The sequence below is a fragment of the Sphaerisporangium sp. NBC_01403 genome (assembly GCF_045040145.1).
Classification (GTDB): domain Bacteria; phylum Actinomycetota; class Actinomycetes; order Streptosporangiales; family Streptosporangiaceae; genus Sphaerisporangium; species Sphaerisporangium viridialbum.
Map to the genome: position 1 here is coordinate 8162036 of NZ_CP109534.1, position 18895 is coordinate 8180930.

16 protein-coding genes are annotated in these 18895 nt (G+C 70.0%); 8 read left to right on the plus strand and 8 right to left on the minus strand.

Annotated elements, in window-relative coordinates; all coding sequences use genetic code 11:
* Positions 1-234 precede the first annotated feature (234 nt).
* Positions 235-1032, minus strand: coding sequence for an SURF1 family protein (locus OG589_RS36825; protein ID WP_405142955.1), 798 nt, complete (start codon positions 1030-1032; stop codon positions 235-237).
* 253 nt (positions 1033-1285) lie between these two features.
* Here OG589_RS36825 and OG589_RS36830 point away from each other — a divergent pair, with 253 nt between their 5' ends.
* On the plus strand, positions 1286-1936 hold the full coding sequence (locus OG589_RS36830) for a VC0807 family protein (protein ID WP_405142957.1): 651 nt from the start codon (positions 1286-1288) through the stop codon (positions 1934-1936).
* Between the two features lie 9 nt (positions 1937-1945).
* Here OG589_RS36830 and OG589_RS36835 read toward each other — a convergent pair whose 3' ends face one another.
* Positions 1946-2437: a winged helix-turn-helix transcriptional regulator gene (locus OG589_RS36835; RefSeq protein WP_405142959.1), complete on the minus strand. Its 492-nt coding sequence runs from the start codon at positions 2435-2437 to the stop codon at positions 1946-1948.
* A 67-nt stretch (positions 2438-2504) separates the two neighbouring features.
* Here OG589_RS36835 and OG589_RS36840 point away from each other — a divergent pair, with 67 nt between their 5' ends.
* The 4 genes from OG589_RS36840 to OG589_RS36855 all read left to right on the plus strand — a co-directional run bounded on the left by OG589_RS36840 (position 2505) and on the right by OG589_RS36855 (position 7064).
* On the plus strand, positions 2505-3098 hold the full coding sequence (locus OG589_RS36840; RefSeq protein ID WP_405142960.1) for a GNAT family N-acetyltransferase: 594 nt from the start codon (positions 2505-2507) through the stop codon (positions 3096-3098).
* 56 nt (positions 3099-3154) lie between these two features.
* Positions 3155-3745: a TetR/AcrR family transcriptional regulator gene (locus OG589_RS36845; RefSeq protein ID WP_363914077.1), complete on the plus strand. Its 591-nt coding sequence runs from the start codon at positions 3155-3157 to the stop codon at positions 3743-3745.
* A gap of 30 nt (positions 3746-3775) precedes the next feature.
* Positions 3776-6055, plus strand: coding sequence for a polysaccharide lyase 8 family protein (locus tag OG589_RS36850; protein ID WP_405142963.1), 2280 nt, complete (start codon positions 3776-3778; stop codon positions 6053-6055).
* A gap of 157 nt (positions 6056-6212) precedes the next feature.
* Complete coding sequence (locus OG589_RS36855) at positions 6213-7064, plus strand: LLM class flavin-dependent oxidoreductase (protein WP_405142964.1); 852 nt, start codon at positions 6213-6215, stop codon at positions 7062-7064.
* 51 nt (positions 7065-7115) lie between these two features.
* On the opposite strand, the gene OG589_RS36860 is transcribed toward OG589_RS36855, so the two are convergent.
* Positions 7116-7337 carry a hypothetical protein gene (locus OG589_RS36860; RefSeq protein WP_405142966.1) on the minus strand — a complete coding sequence of 74 codons (222 nt, stop codon included), beginning with the start codon at positions 7335-7337 and terminating at the stop codon, positions 7116-7118.
* A 603-nt stretch (positions 7338-7940) separates the two neighbouring features.
* The gene (locus OG589_RS36865) at positions 7941-10994 is read right to left on the minus strand and encodes an AfsR/SARP family transcriptional regulator (protein ID WP_405142967.1); all 3054 of its coding nucleotides are present in this window, start codon (positions 10992-10994) and stop codon (positions 7941-7943) included.
* Between the two features lie 363 nt (positions 10995-11357).
* On the opposite strand from OG589_RS36865, the gene OG589_RS36870 reads away from it, so the two are divergent.
* The gene (locus tag OG589_RS36870; protein WP_405142969.1) at positions 11358-11843 is read left to right on the plus strand and encodes a hypothetical protein; all 486 of its coding nucleotides are present in this window, start codon (positions 11358-11360) and stop codon (positions 11841-11843) included.
* Between the two features lie 110 nt (positions 11844-11953).
* Here OG589_RS36870 and OG589_RS36875 read toward each other — a convergent pair whose 3' ends face one another.
* Together OG589_RS36875 and OG589_RS36880 are read right to left on the minus strand one after the other, a co-directional pair.
* On the minus strand, positions 11954-12598 hold the full coding sequence (locus OG589_RS36875) for a GNAT family N-acetyltransferase (RefSeq protein WP_405142971.1): 645 nt from the start codon (positions 12596-12598) through the stop codon (positions 11954-11956).
* 163 nt (positions 12599-12761) lie between these two features.
* A complete protein-coding gene (locus tag OG589_RS36880) occupies positions 12762-14036 on the minus strand; it encodes a pyridoxal phosphate-dependent aminotransferase (protein WP_405142972.1) in 1275 nt (424 codons plus the stop codon).
* A 98-nt stretch (positions 14037-14134) separates the two neighbouring features.
* Between OG589_RS36880 and OG589_RS36885 the strand changes: the two genes are divergently transcribed.
* Entirely contained in the window at positions 14135-15082 is a 948-nt protein-coding gene (locus tag OG589_RS36885; RefSeq protein WP_405142973.1) for a LysR family transcriptional regulator, read from the plus strand.
* Between the two features lie 66 nt (positions 15083-15148).
* Here the strand turns inward: OG589_RS36885 and OG589_RS36890 are convergent, their stop codons facing one another.
* Together OG589_RS36890 and OG589_RS36895 are read right to left on the minus strand one after the other, a co-directional pair.
* Positions 15149-15535: an SCO5389 family protein gene (locus OG589_RS36890; protein ID WP_405142974.1), complete on the minus strand. Its 387-nt coding sequence runs from the start codon at positions 15533-15535 to the stop codon at positions 15149-15151.
* A gap of 100 nt (positions 15536-15635) precedes the next feature.
* Positions 15636-16592, minus strand: a complete 957-nt coding sequence (locus tag OG589_RS36895) for an ATP-binding protein (protein ID WP_405142975.1) — start codon at positions 16590-16592, stop codon at positions 15636-15638.
* 207 nt (positions 16593-16799) lie between these two features.
* On the opposite strand from OG589_RS36895, the gene OG589_RS36900 reads away from it, so the two are divergent.
* Complete coding sequence (locus OG589_RS36900; RefSeq protein ID WP_405142977.1) at positions 16800-18734, plus strand: amino acid transporter; 1935 nt, start codon at positions 16800-16802, stop codon at positions 18732-18734.
* The last annotated feature ends 161 nt before the right edge of the window (positions 18735-18895 follow it).

Here is an 18895-nt window from a genome sequence, read left to right on the forward strand (position 1 = left end):
ATCCGTTCATCCGAGGAGCGGCACCCAACCTGCTTAAGGGGCTTACCAAATAAGGTGAAGCTCCTGACAAAGCATGCATCCTGCTCCGCCGTTCCAGGGTATCGGGCGACGAGACCATCGGGCTCCGGACGGCTTCGCGGTCAGCGGCCGGGGACGGCCGCGCGGGCGCGGTCAGCGGCCGCGGGGGCGGTTCCGTGGGGCGGTCAGTGGCCGGGGGATGGTTCCGGGGGGCGGTCAATGGCCGGGGGCGGGGACGGCTCCGGCGTCGGCCGAGGATTCGCGCTCCGCTTTGAGATCGCGCGCCTCGCGGCGGATCAACATGATCCACCCTCCGATGGCGATGCCGATGAACATCCACCACTGCACGCCGTACGCGAGGTTGAGCCCGCCGCCACCGCCGATGTCGGGGTCGGGGACCGGCTCGGGCGCGGTCGCGGCGCCCGGCCGCTGCTCGGTCAGCTCGACGTACCCGCCGAACAGCTTGTACGGCACGGTCTTGGCGAGGTCAGGGGTGTTGATCAGCAGCACCTGGCGGGGCGGGAGGCCGCTGCGGTTCGTGATGCCGGTGCTTTCCTCGGTCTCGGCCTGGCGTAGCCGCCCAGTGACACTTACCTCACCGGAGGGCGGAGGAGGGACCTCGGGCGGCGCGTCCGCGGTCGGCCCCATCTTGACCCAGCCCCTGTTGACGAGGGCGGCGGTGCCGTCGGCCGTGACCAGCGGAGTGAGCACGTAGAAGCCGGGCCGGCTGTTCTGGGTGCGGCGCCGCACGAGCAGCTCGTGCGAGGGGTCGTAGCGGCCGGTCGTGGTGACGGAGCGGTACCTCACCGAGGCGGGCACTGCGGCTCCCGGGCCGTCGAGGCTGGTCAGCGGCACCGGCGCCGCCGCGAGGTTGCCGGTCGCGAGGCTGCTCGCGGAGGACCTCTGCTCGTAGCGCCCGAACTGCCATCTGCCCAGGAAGACGAACGAGGGGATGAGCACCAGGACCAGCACGTGGAGTGCCAGCCAGCGGGGCGTCAGGAGGAACCGGTACACGCTCTCAGCCTAGGCAAGCAGGTGAGCGGTCCGTGACTCGCCTGCGGCCCTTCGACCTCGGGTAACGAGAAGACCTGCTCCGGCGCCGCCGCCGGGGACCGCTTGGAGGGGCACTGGCAAGCCGCGTGGTGAAGGTGCCGGCACCGGCTGATCATGATCTCGTGGAACCGCTCGCGGACGGCTGGGGCATGCCGTACGGTCGTTTGGGATTCGTCTCCGGCACCTCGCTCTGGCCCTCGGGAGCCCTCTCCACATGACCGCGCCCACTATCGCGCTGCCGTCGCCCGCGCAGCATCCGGTGTTGCCCAGGATCCCCGTCCTGATCCGGCACGCGGTGCCGCGGGTCCTGGAGGGCATGATCCTTCCAGTGGCCGTGTTCTACGCCGGGCTGCTGGTCGCGGGCATCCACGGCGGCCTGCTGATGGCGGTGGCCTGGGTGTACGGAGGGGTCGCGCTGCGGCTGGTCAGGCGCAAGACGGTGCCGGGCACGGTCCTGCTCGCCATGCTGGCGATCACGGTGCGGGCGGTGCTCGCCCTGGTCACAGGGGACGTCGTGATCTACTTTCTGCAGCCGACCCTCGGGGTGTTCTGCGCGAGCCTGGCGTTCCTCGGCACGGCCGCCGCGCCGCGCCCGCTGATCGAGCGGGTCACGACCGATCTGGTGCCGCTCCCCGACCACTTGGTGCACCATCCCCGGATGCGCCGGTTCTTCGTGCACCTGTCGCTGCTGTGGGGCACCGTTCAGTTCGTCAACGGCTCGCTCAGCCTGTGGCTGCTGTTCAGCGAGTCCATCGAGACCTACCTGATCGTCAGGACGGCGGCGGTGGCCCTGCTCATGGTGCTGGCGGCCCTGGCCTCGCTGCTCGCCTTCAAGCGCGTCCTGCGGGCCGTCCAGAGGCACTGAGGCCCCGGCCTACCCCGCGAGCCGCGCGCCCGGGCCCAGCCTCGGGGTGACCTGGCGGGGCGAGGGCACCTCGTGGCCCTCGTCGCAGATCAGGCGCACGTCGATGGGCGAGCCGCAGCCCCGGTGGGTGAGCACCACCGGCGCGCCGTCCGGGTCGGCCATGTAGTGATCGCCCCAGTGCATGAGGCTCACCATGATCGGATAGAGGTCGAGACCCTTCTGCGTCAGGCGGTATTCGTCACGCCTGCGGCGGCCGGGCTCGCGGTAGGGAACCTTGCGCAGCAGGCCCTCCTCCACCAGCTTGGCCAGCCGGGCGCTGAGCACCTGCCGGGGCGCTCTGGTGCCGGCCTGCATGTCGGCGAACCTGCGCACTCCGTTGAAGGCCTCCCTCAGCACGAGGAAGGTCCACTTCTCGCCGAGGATCGCGAGCGTGCGCTCGATCGAGCAGTTCTCCACCCGGTAGGGGTTCGGCTCGCTCATGAAGGCATCGTAGGCGCTCATTTTTCGTCCCTCCAACGCCACCTAAGTCTAGTTGACAGACTCAGGTGTGCTGGGAAAGGCTGAGTCCATGACACGAACTCAGGTGGCGATCCCGCAGGTCTCCACCGACGCGGCGGTCCCGGCGGTCGAGATCCGGCCTGCCCGGATGGACGACGAGCAGAGGGTCAGGTCGTTCGTCGAGGAGCTCTCCCTCAGGAGCCGGACGCTGCGCTTCTTCGCCGGGCTGACCCGGCCGAACCGCCGCCTGGTGAGCGCGCTGATCGCGACGGACGACCGCCGTGACGTCCTGCTGGCCGTGGACGGGGACGACCGGGTCATCGGCCACGCGATGAGCTTCAAGCGGGACGGCGCCACCGAGATCGCCGTGGTGGTCGCGGACGAATGGCAGGGCGTGGGACTCGGGTCGCGTCTCGTACGGGTGCTGCTGCGGCGGGCCGCGGCGCGAGGGGCGGTCTCGGTCGGGATGGACGTCATGGGAGAGAACCGCAAGGTCCTCTCGATCATCAAGCGCTGGTGGCCGGACGCCGAGATGCGCGTCGAATCCGGCACCGTCGAGGTTCTCGCACCGATCGGCGCGCTCTTGGGCAACCCGGACCAGATCACCTCTTTCGGAATGCGATTCGGGAATGTGCGTGATCCGTTCGGTGGTGAAGGTCGTTAGGATGAATTAGCTCTGGAGTTTGCAGAATAACGTTCTGTTGGGTCACCATTGACAGTGTGAAGAGCGCGAAGAACGGGCGAGACGGCCGCACCAGGATCATCGAGGGCGCCCTGCGCCGCTTCAGCCAGGACGGGGTCTCCTCCACCACGCTCGCCAGCCTCCGCGAGGAGAGCGGGGTCAGCGTCGGCAGCTTCTACCACCACTTCGCGAGCAAGGAGCACGTGTTCGGGGTTCTCTACTCCGAGATCCAGAACATGTACCAGCAGACCTTCGTCGACGAGCTGTGCCGGCACGAGAGCGCGCAGGGCGGCATCGAGGCGATCGTGGCCATGCACATGGCCTGGTGCGGCGAGCATCCCGAGCGGGCGCGCATCCTGATCAGCGAACGCCCGCCCCGCCGCGACGAGCCCGGCGGTCCGGAGGTCGCGGAGTCCCGGAGGGCGTTCTTCCGCCAGGTGTCCGACTGGTGGCGCCCCCACATGAAGGACGGCATCCTGCGGCCCGTCCACCCCACCATGTGTTACGTCCTGTGGCTCGGGCCTGCGACGGAGATGTGCCGCCTGTGGTTCTCCGGCGCCCACCAGCCGACCGAAGAGGAGATCCAGGCGCTCTGCGAGGCCGCCTGGCACAGCCTCCGCCTCGCCTGAGGTCGCGCTGATCTTCGCGATAATGCAGGCGTGGATCAGTATCCCAGGAGGCTGTTTCTTCGGCTCGGCGGTGTCGCCGCGGCCGGGGCGCTGATCCCGGCGACCGGAGTGCCGGCCCCGGCGGCGCACCCCGTCCGCACCGGGGATGGTTCCTTCGCGCTGCTGCGCCGCCGGTGGCGGGAGGTGACGGCGGGGTCCGGGTTCGACGCCGGGGCCGAGCCGTACCGCACCCGGCTGGCGAAGCTGGGGGCGAGGGCGGCCGGATATCGGGACACCATGGCGCCGGCCGGCGGGTCGCTCTGGCCCGATCTGGCGTTCCCCTCGTTCGTCGCCACCCCGAGGCGGCTGCTGTCCATGGCCCGCGTGTACGTCCTGCCGGGCACCGGCCTGACCGGCGACGCGAAGCTGGCCGGGGCCGTCGCCACGGGCATCGACCACTACCGGCGGCAGGTGTACGCCGCGGACGCCGACGAGGCCGGCAACTGGTGGCACTGGCAGATCGGCGTCCCCAAGGCGCTCCTTGACGCGGCAGTGCTGATCGGTCCGCACCTCACCGGCGGGCAGAGCCAGGCGCTACGGGAGGCGGTGGACCACTTCGTCCCCCAATGCCGTCTGGACGACTACAGCGGCACCAGCACCGGGGCCAACCGGGTCGACCTGTGCATGGTGACGCTGCTGCGCGCCATGCTGGCGTCCGACCCGAGGAAGGCCGCGCTGGCCGTCTCGGCGCTCGCCCCGGTCTTCCCGTACGTCTCCGAGGGCGACGGGTTCTACCGGGACGGCTCGTTCATCCAGCACACGTCCATCCCCTATCAGGGCGCGTACGGTGCCTCGCTGCTGTCCGGGCTGGCGACGCTGTTCGCGGTGCTGCGCGGCTCGCCGTGGGAGGTCACCCACCAGAACATCTTCGACATGGTGGAGAGGTCGTTCGCCCCGTTCGTCCACGACGGCTTCTGCATGGACCTGGTCCGCGGCCGGGGGGTCGCCAGGGAGCCGTTCGGCGACCACAGGAGGGGACGTGAGATCGCCTCCTCGATCCTGCTGCTGGGGGACACCGCCTCCGCCGCCGAGCGGGCCCGCTGGCAGGGCATGGTCAAAGGATGGGCACTGCGGGACACCGCCAAGCCCATGCTCAAGGCGGCCGAGACCGTCGACCTGGCGTTCCACGCCCGCCTCGCCGCGATCATGGACGACGACGCGGTGCCCACCGCCGGGGAACCCGTGGGGCACCGGCTGTTCCCGATGAGCGCCCGCGCCGTCCACCGCAGGCCGGGATGGTGCGCGGCGCTCAGCATGGCGTCCTACCGCATCGGCCACTACGAGCACGGCAACGGCGAGAACCTCCGCGGCTGGCACACCGGCTCGGGGATGCTCTACTGGTGGGCCGAGGGCCACGGCGACCAGTATTCCGACTCCTTCTGGCCCACCGTCGACCCGTACCGCCTGCCCGGCACGACCGTCTCCACCAAGCGACTGGCCGACGGCGCCGGCGAGGCGTGGGGCGGCACCTGCCCACCGGGCCGGTGGGTGGGCGGCGCGACCGACGGCGTGTACGCGACGGTCGGCCAGCACCTGAACGGCTTCGAGAGCACGATGGAGGCCTTCAAGTCCTGGTTCTTCCTCGACGACGCGGTGGTGTGCCTCGGCGCCGCGATCACCGGTGAGGACGGCGTGCCGGTCGAGACCATCGTGGACAACCGCAGAACCGACGCGCCGCTCACGGTGGATCACGCGGCGGGCTGGGCGCATCTGGAGGGACATGGCGGCTATGTCGTGCCCGCCTGCCCCCGGCTGAACACGTCGCGCGAGAAACGCACCGGCGGCTCAAGCTCGGTGACCAGGAACTATGTGACCCTCTGGCTGGACCACGGGGGCGACCCAAGCGAGGCGGGTTACGTCTACCTGCTCCTGCCGGGTGCGAGCCTGGCGACCACCCGGGTCCGTGCCGCCGATCTCGGCTGGGCGCGCGTGCTGGTCAACACCGGCCGTCAGCAGGGAGTCCACGTCCCGTCTCTCGGGATCACCGCCGTCAACTTCTGGAACGACGGAGCCGCCGGCGGCCTGGCCGCCTCCGCGCCGTGCGCCGTCCTCGTCAGGGAGACCGGCGACGGCACGGCGACGCTGACCGTGTCGGATCCCCGGCGCGACCTGAGCGAGCTGACCGTGACCTGGGACCGGCCCGTGACCGAACTCCTCCACGGACACCCCCTCCTGACAAACGCCATAACCGGCCCGAGCCTCACCCTCACCTTCGGCCGCCTTTCGGACCGGGGCGGCAGCTCGCAAACGGTCACAGTACGACTGGGCTAATGGGCTGAGCCGGCGTTTCACCCTCGGCGAGCCTGTCCGGCGCGCCGCCGAGCCCCCGTTTAGAGTGGGCGTATCCCGCCGATCATGGTCTTCGAGGAACGCTCAACGGAGAACGGCTTACTTCGAGGAACGCTCGACCAGGACGGTAGAACGGCTCATGAACGTAGGTCTTGGCCTGCCGATCGGCGAACCCGACTCGTTGGCGTCCTGGGCGCGTCGTGCCGAGGCCGGTCCCTTCAGCACCCTCGGCCTGCTCGATCGCATCGTGTACGACAACCCGGAGCCGCTGGTGACCCTGGCCGCCATCGCCGGGGCCACCTCGCGGATCCGGGTGATGACGGAAGTGCTGGTCGCGCCACTGCGTCAGACGGCCCTGCTCGCCAAGGAGACCGCGACACTCGATCGCGTCTCCGGCGGCCGGTTCACGCTCGGGGTCGGGGTGGGGGTCCGGGAGGACGACTTCAGGGCGGCTGGTGTGGAGTACCGCCGTCGCGGCCGTCGTCTCGACGAGCAGATGGCGACCCTGCGACGCGTCTGGTCGGGCGAGGCGTACGGCGACGGCATCGGGCCGATCGGCCCCGCACCGGCTCGGCGAGGTGGCCCTGAGGTGCTGTTCGGCGGCTTCGTCCCAGCCACCGCCGATCGCATCGCCCGCTGGGGCGACGGGTTCCTCGGCGCGATGTTCTCGCCCGACGAGATGGGCCGCTTCTTCCGTACGGTCGAGAGATCGTGGCAGGTGGCCGGGCGTGCCGGCCGTCCGCGCCTGGTCGCCCAGGCCAACGTGGCACTCGGCCCAGAACCCGTCGTAGACGAGGCTCGCCGGGCCATCAGCGCGTACTACAACTTCATCGACTACAGGGACAAGGTCGTCGCAGGGATGCTCACCACACCGGAGGCGATCCGTGGCTCCGTCACGGCCTTCACCGACGCCGGCGCCGACGAGGTGATGCTCTACTGCTGGTCCTCCGACATAGCCCAGATCGACCGCATCGCCGACATCTTGCCCTGATCGTTCGTTGTCGGTCGGCCGATGTCGGCGAGGGCGGATTGAGGGGCCGTACTAGGCCAGTTGGCGGAGGCGGGTGGGGACGCGCCAGATCTCCTGGTCGAGGGTGATGTCGAGGCGCAGATCCTGGCGGTGGCGGCGCAGGCCGGGCACCTGGAAGCGGTCTTGGACGTCGAAGCGCCCGCGGCGCGGGTAGCCGAAGCCGATCGCGCCGGGCAGCACTCTCAGGTCATCTCGGTTGCCACAGCTCGGGCAGGTCCACGCGACGAGATCCATGCCGCGGTTGTAATCGTGGCACGCGGGAAAATATTCGTCCGGCTGGAACCTGGACTCACATGCGTAGCACGGGATCAACATCGAGATCCGCTCCTTGGAACATTTCTGGTGCGGGTGGCGTACGCCCCAGTCGTATCTGTACCCGCTTACCCGCGGCTTGCGAACGACTTGAGTTCCCGGCGCTCCAGGTCATTGAATCACGGTTCTACCTGGTGCTTTGTCGTGCTTTTTGGGTGTTGATCCGGCGTTGATCAGATGTTGAACGCCAGGCGGAAGGCTGTGGATGTGGGCACGGAGCTTGGGGGGTTCGAGATCCGTGTCGACGTCCGGCCGGTCGTCATCGTAAGGCGGCCGGCCGCCGCGAGGCGCCTCCGGAAAACAACCGGGCCCCCTGGCGCCGAGCGGCGGCTAGACGACCGGCCGGGCACCTAGAAGCACTCAAAGCAAGCACTCAAAGCAAGCGCTCACCGGCATTTCCCGAATCACTCATAAATAAAGGATTAATTCCTTAGTCCCCCATCGAACGGGACATGGTGACCATAAGTGATCAACCACGTGTGGATGACGCGATTGGACGACGACCCTTCCTACAACGTCCGGGAGCTAATCGCTGACCTGGTCGAGCTTCAGGAGGGCGCGCAGGTCGTCGGCCTCGGGGGAGCCGAGGCGGGTGAAGATGTCCAGGGCGCGCTTGAGGCAGTCGCCGCTCCGCCGGACACTGCCCAGCCCGGCGAGGGCCCGCCCTAGCACGGTCAGCGACAACGCCTCACCGTACGGATGACCGATCTCCCTGCTCAGCGTGAGCGCCTGCTCGGCGTGCCGCGCCGCGTCCTGGTAGCGCCCGGCGGCGATGAAGGTCTCGGCCAGCCTGCAGCACACCCGCTGCTCCCACACCTTCTGGTTGCCGACGCGGAAGAAGTCGAGGCACTCGGCGTGGTGGACGACCGCCTCGGTGAGCCGTCCCACCCGGGACAGGACGATGCCGAGGTGGTAGCGCGCGCGTGCCGTGCCCGCCCCGCTGCCGAGCTCGGAGAAGATCGCCAGGCCGCGTTCGGCGGCGGCGATCGCCTCCTCGGGGTGGCCGAGCCCGAGATGGTCACGGGCGGAGTAGCTCGCCACAAGCGCCTCTCCGGCGGCGGCGCCGATCTCCCTGTACGCCTTGAGCGCGGAGTCGAACCAGGTCAGAGCCTCTTCGTGCCGCCGCTGCCGCCCGGCGACCACCGCGAGCGCGTTGAAGATCTCGCCGGTGACGATGCGGTCGCCGGTGGTCTCCGACAGCGCCAGGGCGGCGCGGAACTGCTCCTCGGCGTCGCTGAGCCGGTTGGCCCCGAACAGCACCCGCCCGAGGACGTACCTGCAGCGCAGCTCGCTGGACTTGTCGCCGATGGCCTGCGCGGCCGACAGCACCGCGCCCGTACGGCCGGCGAACTCGCGGACGTACGCCCCCGACTCCAGCAGCGGCTCCATGGCGACGAGCAGGTCGGCGGCGGGCAGCAGGGTTTCGTGAGTCGGGACGATCTCGGCCATCTGCCCGATCGCGGCGAACAGCGCCTCGGCCTCGATGGTGAGCCAGGCCACGGCCTCGTCGGCTCCCCCGAAGCTCCGTCCCGTGATGCCCGTGGACACCAGGTGGTCGGAGATCACGCTGCCCTCGTACGCCAGCCGGTGCGCCGCCTGGGCCGACGCCAGGTAGAACCCGAGCAGCCGCCGCAACGCGAGGGCGCGGGCGCTCGCGTCCTCGCTCACCTCCGCCTGTTTGCGCGCGAAGAGCCGGAGCAGGTCGTGGAAGCGGTAGCGGCCGGGAGCGGGGGCCTCCAGCAGGCTGACGTCGACCAGGGACTCCAGCATGTCCTCGGTCTCGATCGTGCTCAGCGACAGCACCGCCGCGGCGGCCTGCACGGAGATGTCCGGGCCGTTCGGCAGCGAGAGCAACCGGAACGCCCGGGCCTGCCCTGGTTCGAGGTGGCCGTAGCCGAGCGCGAAGGTGGCGTCCACGGCGAGGTGGCCGATGCGCATCTCGTCCAGGCGGCGGCGCTCGTCGGCGAGCCGGGGCGAGAGGGAGGCGACCGTCCACGACGGCCTGGCCGCGAGCCTGGCGGCCACGATGCGGACGGCGAGCGGCAGGAATCCGCATATGGCCACCACGTCCATCGCGGCGGCGCGCTCGACGGCGACGCGCTCGGGGCCGGCGACGGCCGAGAACAGGCTCAGGGCCTCCTCGGGCTCCATGACCTCGAGGTCGAGCAGCCGGGCCGAGGGCAGGTCCGCCAGCTTGACGCGGCTCGTGATGATGGCCGCGCAGCCCGCCGTGCCCGGCAGGAGGTGCTCCACCTGCTCGGCGTCGCGGGCGTTGTCGAGCAGGACGATCATGCGCCGTTCGGCGAGCAGCGACCGGAACAGCGCGCCGCGCTCGGACAGCCCGTCGGGGATGACGTCGACGGGGATGCCGAGCGCGCGCAGGAACGCCGCGAGCACGGACTCGGGAGCCGTCGGCTCCTCGCCGTACCCGCGCAGGTCGGCGTAGAGCTGGCCGTCGGGGAACACCTCGTGCACGGAGTGCGCCACGTGCACGGCCAGGGTCGTCTTGCCGACCCCGCCTATGCCCGACACGGCCGCGACCGGCACGCCTTCGCTGCCGCTGACACTGGTCAGCAGCGTGCGCAGCCGGTTGACGACCTCCCTGCGACCGGTGAAGTCGTTGACGGCGGCGGGGAGCTGCGCCGGTCGGGGCATCTCGTGGAGGACGTCGTGCTCGGCCTCGTCCGTGCCGGCACCGGCCGCCTCGCCCGGCCTGCCCGAGCCCCCGGGCTCCCCTTCGTCCCCGGCGCCCCGGGTGGCCGGCTCTCGGCGTACGGGCTCCGCGCGCGTCCACGCGAGCCGCGGATCGGCGGCGAGGATGCGCTGGTGGAGGGACGCCAGCTCGTGGCCAGGGTCGATGCCGAGCTCTTCGACCAGCGCGTGCCGGGTGTCGGTGAACACGGTGAGCGCGTCCCCCTGCCGGCCGCACCGGTAGTAGGCGAGCATGAGCTGCCCGCGCAGGCGTTCCCTGAGCGGGTGCTCGGCCGTCAGCGAGATCAGCTCGGGGATGACGTCGGCGTGCCGTCCGAGCTCCAGGTCCAGCTCCATCAGGGTCTCGACGACGCCGATGCGGCGCTCGACCAGCCTGCCCCGCTGGCTCTCTGCGTACGGCCCGACGGCGCCGGCGAGCGGCTCGCCCGACCACAGCGCCAGCGCCTTACGCACGGTCTCGGCGGCGCCCGCCAGGTCGCCCGCCCTGCGCTGCGTCTCGGCGTCGGCGGCGCGGCGCTCGAACACGGTCAGGTCGAGGGCGCCGGGCGCCAGCCGCAGGGCGTAGCCCCGTCCGACCGAGGTGAGCAGCTCGGGGCGCATGCGAGGCGAGCGGTCGGGCTCCAGCACGGCCCGCAGCCTGGAGACGTACGTGCGCAGCGCGCCCAGCGCCCGGGGCGGAGCGTCCTCCCCCCAGACCGCGTCGATCATCTCCATCGGGGTCACCGCGCGGCCCTCGCGGAGCAGCAGCATGGCCAGGATGGACCGTTGCAGAGGCGTGCCGAGCTCGACCTCCCGGCCGTCCAGCCACGCCTGGACTGGTCCGAGTACGGCGAAACGAAGGCCAGCCTCAGTGCCTTGACCAGCCATTTTCCTAATACCCCACCCTTAAACACAGTTTTATAGGCAAATGATAGTTCCCCAGATGCTTTCTGCCATATGCGAGTGCCTTGGCGTTAATCCGCGCGTTGATTCCCCGTTGATCTGGCGTTGAACGCAAGACTCCATGCTGAGGCCAGTTGAGCGTGGCCCCTGAGCGGGGGCGGTCACGTAAGACACCGGCCGTCGATGCCGGGTCGGGTGCTCGACACCGATCCGGCGGGGCCGGCTCAAGCGCCTTGCAGGCGGAGGTAAGGCCGTTGTAAGCGCCCTGCAGGCGATGGGTTCTATCACTTGGACATAAGCCCCGGGCAGCCAGGAATCCGGGGAGCCCCTCATTTCAGGAGAACCATCATGCGCCGCTCGATCCGCAACATGCTCGGCCTCGCCGCCGCCTCCGCCGTCCTCGTCGTCGGAATTCCCGCCATGGCTTCCTCGGCCAGCGCGGCGACCACGACGAAGGCCGCGTCCGCCTCCAGTCTCGACTTCGACGACTTCTGGGGCTACGACTACTCCAAGTACTTCCACGGCTCGCGCGCCAAGGCCAAGGGCCACGTCTACGAGGACAACGACGGCAGCTTCCACGTCGAGGGCAAGCTGTACGACAAGAACTCCCCGAACTGGCTCTGCGGCTACGTCCAGGTGAAGTTCGAGAACTCCGACGGCGACGACTCGACGTACTGGGCCAAGAAGTGCGGCTCCAGCGGCTACCGCTACTTCCACTTCTACGAGGACGACGTCGACAACATCCAGGTCCGGGTCTGCTACTACGACAACAGCCACGGCACGAAGAAGTACTGCGGCCGTTGGGACTACATCTACGAGGCCGACGAGCAGTGATCCTCACCGCTGAACCCAAGGACCGATGAAAACAGGGCAGCCCGCCCGGAAGCCGCGAAGGCTACCGGGCGGGCTGTCTGTTCCATGGGTTCATCGAAGGTACGGGGGTCTCACGCTGCTTCCACGAGGCCGAGCCTGGCGTGCATCCGTTCTCGGACCTGCGGCCACTCGGTGCTGAGGATCGAGTAGTAGGCGGTATCTCGGACCGTGTCGTCGGCGCCTCGGCTGTCCGCCCGCCGCACCCCGTCGAGGTGTGCGCCGAGGGCCTCGATGGCGGCCCGGGAACGTACGTTGCGTACGTCTGCCTTCAGGGTGATGCGGTGGACCTGCCAGGTCTCGAAGGCGAGCGAGAGCATGAGGTACTTGCTCTCCCGGTTCACGCTGGTGCCCTGGGCCGATGCGGCCAGCCAGGTGTAACCGATGTCCGCCACGGACGGGACCTCGCCCACCACGCCCCGCGCGCCGGGAGGCCAGGGCAGGGGGCCCTGCCAGTACTCCAGGTGCATGAGACGGGTGGCACCGACGATTCTGTCGGTGTGCAGCCACCGGATGGCGAAGGGCACGGTACGGCCCTCCGCCTGCTCAGCCAGAGCCGCCTCGACGTACGAGGTCATCTCTTCCCGGCCAACGGGAACGCGGGTGAAGGCATACGTGGAGCGGTCTTCACTCGCCGCGGTGACCAGGTCGTCGACCACCGCGTGGCTGAGAGGTTCCAGGCGCACGGAGCGCCCGGACAGGGTGACAAAAGCGGGCATGAGCACATGATGAGGGCTCTCTTGTAGACGCTGCACCAAATCCGATGGAACATCTTGGGGGGTGTCCGAGAGAGCAGTGATCCGAAGCGAGAAACCGCAGGTCAGACGGGTGATATCGACCCTCGCCCGCGTGGGCCGAACGGTAAAGCTTCGGTAATGCAGATCACGGGGTAACAGGGGCGAGCGAGCCGGGCATCCAGGCGGCGAACCGCCTCCTTTCCGTGAACCTCGCGAGGGCCTCTTCCAGGTGCCCGAGAGAGGCCGCCACCCATGGCAGATCGAGCGGCCGCTCGGCGTCCAGCGTGGCGAGCCGCTGCTCCTCGCCCTCGCCGTACAGGAGGCTGGTGGCGACCCGCACGCGGTGGTTCCCTGGCGCGTCGCCGAACGCCGACCCCGGCAGCACGCCCACCCCGTGCTCGTCGAGCAGGGCCCGGGCGAGCTCGGCCGAGGTGGTGAACCGCCGCAGGGGCGCGAGGTCGGGGTAGAGGTAGAACCCGCCCTGCGGATGCGCCAGGTGGGCGCCCGCCCTCGCGAAACGGTCGGCCACCGCCCGCGCCACGACACCGTGGAGCCGCCTGCTCGCGGTGACGCGCTCGACCAGCTCGGGCGGCTCGGTGTACGCGTACGCCGCCGCGTGCTGCACCGGGGCGGCCGGGCTCGACCAGATCTCGGAGGCGATGGCGAGCAGCGTGTCACGCAGGGGAACCGACGTGAGCCGTGCCACCCCGATGCGCCACCCGCCGATCGCGAGGCTCTTGCTCAGCCCGCTGGTGATGATGGTGCGCTCGGGCGCGATGTCGGCCGGGCTGAGGAAGGCCTCGCTCTGGTCGTGGACGAGGTCACGGTAGATCTCGTCCGAGATGATCATCAGGTCCAGGTCCCGGGCGGTCCGCGCGAGACGGGCGACGGTCTCCGGGGTCGCCAGCCTCCCCGTCGGGTTGTCGGGCAGCGTCAGCAGGACCGAGTTGACCGTGCGGCCCTGGGCGCGCGCGTGCAGGACGGCGCCCGCCACCTGGTCCGGGTCCGGCGTCCCCCCCTCGCCGGGAGGCGCAGGTACCAGGATCGGGCGGACGCCCGCGAGATCGGCCTGGGCCGCGTAGCTCACCCAGCTCGGCATCGGCAGCACGATGTCGCCGCCGATCGCGAGCAGGAGCGCGTAGAGGAGCGGCTTGCTTCCCGGGCCGCAGACGACCAGTTCGGGGTCGGTGGGCAGGCCGCGCCTGGCCCAGTAGCCCGCCGCCGCCTCACGGAGGCCGAGGGCGCCCGCGACCGGTCCGTAGCCGTTCTCCTGCGAGGCCCCGGCCAGGCGCTCGCGCAGTGCCGGGTGGACGGGAAGGCCGGCCTCGCCGAAGGCCAGGTTCAGAACCCGCTGCCCGGCGCGGCGTCTTCGGGCAATGTCCTCATTAGCCGCCAGAGTGGCCGAAAGCGTGATGTTCACGGTCATAACCTCCTAGTACCGGGGAACGTCCCCAAGCTTGAGCGGGTACACCCATCAGTACAAGCGAGGCTTTTCGTGGGTGACCATAAGGAGAACCGATGCTCGATCTCCGGCGCCTGGCGTTGCTGTGTGAGTTCGCGCGCCAAGGGAGTATCGCCGCGACCGCCGCCTCACTCGGGTACAGCGCGTCGGCCGTGTCCCAGCAGCTCGCGGCCCTGGAACGCGAGACGGGCTCGGTTCTGCTGGACCGTACGTCCCGGAGCGCCGAGCTCACGGACGCGGGGCACCGTCTCGTCGAGCACGCCGAGCGGATCCTCGCCATGGTGGAGACGGCCGAGTCCGACCTGTCCGCCCACGCGGCCACCCCTTCCGGCCGCGTCGTGGTGACCGCCTTCCCGACGGCGGCGGTCGCGTTCGCGCCGGTGCTCGCCAGGTCACTGCGCCGCCACACGTCCCTGTCCCTGCGGCTACGGCAGAGTCGCTCCGGGCGTGGCATGCGAGAGGTGCGGGCGGGCGAGGTCGACATCGCGCTCGTGGACGACTGGTACGGGAGCATCCGCGCGCGGGGCACCGAGGCGTTGCGCGTGATGCCGCTGCTCGTGGACCCGCTCGTGCTGGTCGTGCCCCGGCGGCACCGCATGGCCGACCCTTCGGTGCCGGTGGACCTGTGGGCGCTGCGCGACGAGCCGTGGATGGCGACGCCGGACGGCGAGCCCTCCCGCATGGCGGTGGACAGGCTGCTCTCCGAAGTGGGAGGCGCCCACCCGGTGCCGTGGGAGTTCGAGGGCCTCGGGACCATCCTGAGCCTCGTGGCCAAGGGCATCGGCATCGCCGCCGTGCCCGCCCTCGCGCTGGCCGCCGGAGTGCGGGGCGTCGCGGTGCGGGAGTTCCCCGGCAACCCGGTCACCCGCGAAGTGCAGGCCGTGGTCAGGGCGTCGAGCGTGAACCGCCCGTCGGTGGCCGCGACCCTGCGGGCGCTGCACGTGGCGGCGCGCTACCTGGCCGCCGATCTGGCCCCGGTGCGCTTCTCCGCCGATCCGGTGTGAAACGGCGTACGGCTCCCGCCGCGGTGGCCGGCGGGAGCCGTACGGAGTGCTGTGCCGCGGCCCGCGCTAGCAGTCGACCAGCTCGGGCTGCTGGTTGAGGATCTGGGCGCGTGCGGTGACGAACTCCGCGTGCGCCTTCTCGGCCGTCGGGTCGAACACGGCGACGCGGTGGCAGTTCTGGAAGGCGAGCCGCACGCCGAAGTGACGCTCCAGCGCACCGCGCATGGCGTCACTGGCCAGGCACCGCAGGAGCTGGCCGCGCGCGGCCTCATCCGGCGGTGGCGTGTGGTTGTCAGCGAACTCGGCGCCGCTCTCCTGGCGTTGCCGGACCAGCCCGGTGATCAGGGCCCAGGCGTACGGGAGTGAGTCGCGGACGCAGGCGAGGAACGCCTCGTCGTCGACCTCACCCGCGCGGGCTTGGTCGATGAGCTCGTTCGGAACGGTCAGCGACATGCTTGGTTCTCCTCTCGAGAGGGACGATTTCGACGTTAGGCGTCGTGTAGGCACGACTCCAGGTGGCGTGATGGGGACAGTCGCGTAGGCGCTCGGCGCGTCATCCGGCCGCGACGGTCGGCCGCTCGCCGAAGACGAAGTCGTGGTCGATCTGCTGGAGGAGGTCCTCGCCGGTGGCGCGGTTGGCCCACGCCCGCGCGTTGCGGGTGTGGAACTCGATCGCCTGGCGGCCGAACCTCTCCCAGTCCTTCTTCTGGGCGCGCAGGTGGCTCATGAGCACCGTGAGGGCCTCCCGGTTGGCCGGTTCGAGGTCGTCGAGGGTGAACGCGCGGCCCTGCTCCATGGAGCGGACGGCCGGCGAGTGGTCCAGGCACACCAGCAGGTCGTCGCCGACCTGCTCGCGGAGGAAGGCGACGTCGGTCTCGGAGTGGACCTTGTTGCCGACCACCGCGATCGGCACGTCGAAGTCGCGGGCGTGGTCGCGGTACTGGCGGTAGACGCTCACGCCCTGCCGGGTCGGCTCGGCGACCAGGAAGGTCATGTCGAACCGGGTGAACAGCCCGGAGGCGAAGGAGTCGCCGCCGGCGGTCATGTCGACGATGACGTGATCTTCGGGCCCGTCGACGAGGTGGTTGAGGAACAGCTCCACCGCGCCGACCTTGGAGTGGTAGCACGCCACACCGAGGTCGTCCTCGCTGAAGGGGCCGGTGACCATCAGCTGGAATCCCTGCACGCTCGTGGCGAACCGCTCCATGAAGAAGGGATCGGTGACGCTCACCAGCCGCGAGCCCCGGCCGGGCGGGGTGGTCTTGACCATGGACGCGGCCGAGGTGACCCGGGGGTTGTCGCCCCGCAGGTACTCCTTGATCTCGCTTATATGGGCGCCCAGCGGCCGGGGCAGTGCCGACGGGCCGAGCCCGAGCACCAGCCCCAGATGCTGGTTGATGTCCGCGTCGATGGCGACCACGTGGCCGCCCTGCCGCGCTGCATACCTGGCGAACAGGGACGAAAGCGTTGTCTTGCCGCTCCCGCCCTTGCCGACGAAGGCAACTCTCATATGTCGGATCCAATCTGATTATGAAAACCATTGCAAGTACCGAGCGCCTCATCATGCCACGCGCCAGGCCTTTCTTCAGCGGTTCATGACCTCGCCGACCTGGTCCTTGTCACCGTTGTCCACAGGAGGCGGTCGTTGGCCAACGTGGACCCCTGAGGTTGAGTAGGGTTCCTGTCGTCCTGCGGCACTTACTGAGGGGTGACAAGGGTGGCGGCCACTTCGACTCCACCGGCGGCCGAAGAGCGCGCCGACGAGAAACTGCGCGCCTGGCTGCTGCACGGCCTGCTCCAGTCCGACCGCAAGTCCGTCGGCCACCACGCCGAGCCGGCGTCCCACGAGCAGCACCGGTGGTGGCAGGTCATGTGCCTCACCGGTGTCGACTACTTCTCGACGCTCGGCTACCAGCCGGGCATCGCCGCGCTGGCCGCCGGGTCGCTCTCGCCCATCGCCACGCTGCTGCTCGTCGCGCTCACCCTCTTCGGCGCTCTGCCGACCTACCGCGCCGTGGCCGCCGAAAGCCCGAACGGCCTGGGTTCGCTCTCCATGCTCGAAGGCTTACTGCCTGGGTGGCGGGGCAAGCTCCTCGTGCTGTTCCTGCTCGGGTTCGTCGCCACGGCGTTCGTCGTCACCATCACCTTGTCCGCGGCCGACGCCACGGCCCACGTCCTGCAGAACCCCTTCGTCCCCGACTTCCTCCAGGGGTGGAAGGTCCCGATCACGCTGCTGCTCATCGCGCTGCTCGGTGTGGTGTTCCTGGGCGGCTTCAGCGAGGCCATCGGCCTGGCCGTGATCCTCGTGGCCGTCTATCTGCTGTTCAACGTCGTGGTCGTGGTCACCGCCGTCGTGCAGGCCGTCGCCCACCCGGCCATGGTGGGCGACTGGCAGCACGCCCTCACCACCGAGCATTCGGGGCCGCTCGCGATGATCGGCCTGTCGTTGTTCGTGATGCCGAAGCTCGCGCTCGGCCTGTCGGGGTTCGAGACCGGCGTCGCGGTGATGCCTCTGGTGAAGGGTGATCTGGAGCAGCGCATCAAGGGCGCCAGGCTGCTGCTGACCGTCGCCGCCCTGATCATGAGCGTCTTCCTCGTCGCCAGCAGCTTCGCCACCAGCGTGCTCATCCCCGCCGAGGAGTTCAAGGAGGGGGGCAAGGCCAGCGGGCGCGCCCTCGCCTACCTCGCCCACCACTACCTCGGCGACCTGTTCGGCACGGCGTACGACATCAGCACGATCGCCATCCTGTGGTTCGCCGGCGCGTCGGCCATGGCGGGCCTGCTCAACATCGTGCCGCGCTACCTTCCCCGCTACGGCATGGCCCCCGACTGGACCCGGGCCGTGCGTCCCCTGGTGCTGGTGTTCACCGGCATCGCGTTCGCCATCACGATCTTCTTCCACGCGGGCGTCGAGGAGCAGGGCGGGGCGTACGCCACGGGCGTGCTCGCGCTGATCCTTTCGGCGGCGGTCGCGGTCACCCTGTCCTCCTGGCAGCACGGCAGGCGCGGCCGGGCGGCCGGTTTCGGCGTGGTGGCGCTGATCCTCGCCTACACGGCGATCGCCAACATCATCGAGCGTCCCGACGGCTTGAAGATCGCCTTCCTCTTCGTCATCGCCATCGTCGTCACCTCGATCATCTCCCGGGCTACGCGCTCGACCGAGTTGCGCGTCAGCGCCATCGAGCTGGACGAGAAGGCCAAGAGCCTCATCGAGGTCCCCGGCAAGATCCGCATCATCGCCAACGAGCCCGACGCGCGCGACGAGCGGGAGTACGCCGACAAGGACCACGAGACGCGGCGCAACCACCACCTGCCCGACGACGAGCCCCTGCTCTTCCTTGAGATCACGGTGGGGGACGCCTCAGAGTTCCACTCCGAGCTCTGCGTGGTCGGTGAGGAGCGGCACGGCTACAAGATCCTGCGGGTGCAAGGCGCCACCGTGCCCAACGCGATCGCGGCCGTCCTGCTGCACATCCGCGACGAGACGGGCAAGCTCCCGCACGTCTACTTCCACTGGTCCGAGGGCAACCCGATCGCCGCGCTCCTGCGCTACCTGGTCTTCGGCGGGGGCGACGTCGCGCCTCTCACCCGGGAGGTGCTCCGCCAGGCCGAGCCCGACGACACCCGCCGCCCCCCGGTCCACGTCGGCTGACCGATCTCACCGGGCTGACCCGTCTCACGCGGGGTAAGGCGGTGCCGGGCGCGTCAAGTCCCGGGTCAGGTGGGTCAGGTGGTGCCGGGCGCGTCCGGGTCCCGGGGTCCCGGGTCAGGTGGTGCCGGGCGCGTGGGGTCCCGGGTCAGGTGGTGTCGGGC

Excerpts from the sequence above, each read along its gene's own strand:
- OG589_RS36875 (WP_405142971.1), bottom strand. The coding sequence starts at position 12,598 with ATGCCCGCTTTTGTCACCCTGTCCGGGCGCTCCGTGCGCCTGGAACCT.
- OG589_RS36835 (WP_405142959.1), bottom strand. The coding sequence starts at position 2,437 with ATGAGCGCCTACGATGCCTTCATGAGCGAGCCGAACCCCTACCGGGTG.
- OG589_RS36865 (WP_405142967.1), bottom strand. The coding sequence starts at position 10,994 with ATGGCTGGTCAAGGCACTGAGGCTGGCCTTCGTTTCGCCGTACTCGGA.
- OG589_RS36855 (WP_405142964.1), top strand. The coding sequence starts at position 6,213 with ATGAACGTAGGTCTTGGCCTGCCGATCGGCGAACCCGACTCGTTGGCG.
- OG589_RS36860 (WP_405142966.1), bottom strand. The coding sequence starts at position 7,337 with ATGGATCTCGTCGCGTGGACCTGCCCGAGCTGTGGCAACCGAGATGAC.
- OG589_RS36885 (WP_405142973.1), top strand. The coding sequence starts at position 14,135 with ATGCTCGATCTCCGGCGCCTGGCGTTGCTGTGTGAGTTCGCGCGCCAA.
- OG589_RS36890 (WP_405142974.1), bottom strand. The coding sequence starts at position 15,535 with ATGTCGCTGACCGTTCCGAACGAGCTCATCGACCAAGCCCGCGCGGGT.
- OG589_RS36870 (WP_405142969.1), top strand. The coding sequence starts at position 11,358 with ATGCGCCGCTCGATCCGCAACATGCTCGGCCTCGCCGCCGCCTCCGCC.
- OG589_RS36895 (WP_405142975.1), bottom strand. The coding sequence starts at position 16,592 with ATGAGAGTTGCCTTCGTCGGCAAGGGCGGGAGCGGCAAGACAACGCTT.
- OG589_RS36830 (WP_405142957.1), top strand. The coding sequence starts at position 1,286 with ATGACCGCGCCCACTATCGCGCTGCCGTCGCCCGCGCAGCATCCGGTG.
- OG589_RS36840 (WP_405142960.1), top strand. The coding sequence starts at position 2,505 with ATGACACGAACTCAGGTGGCGATCCCGCAGGTCTCCACCGACGCGGCG.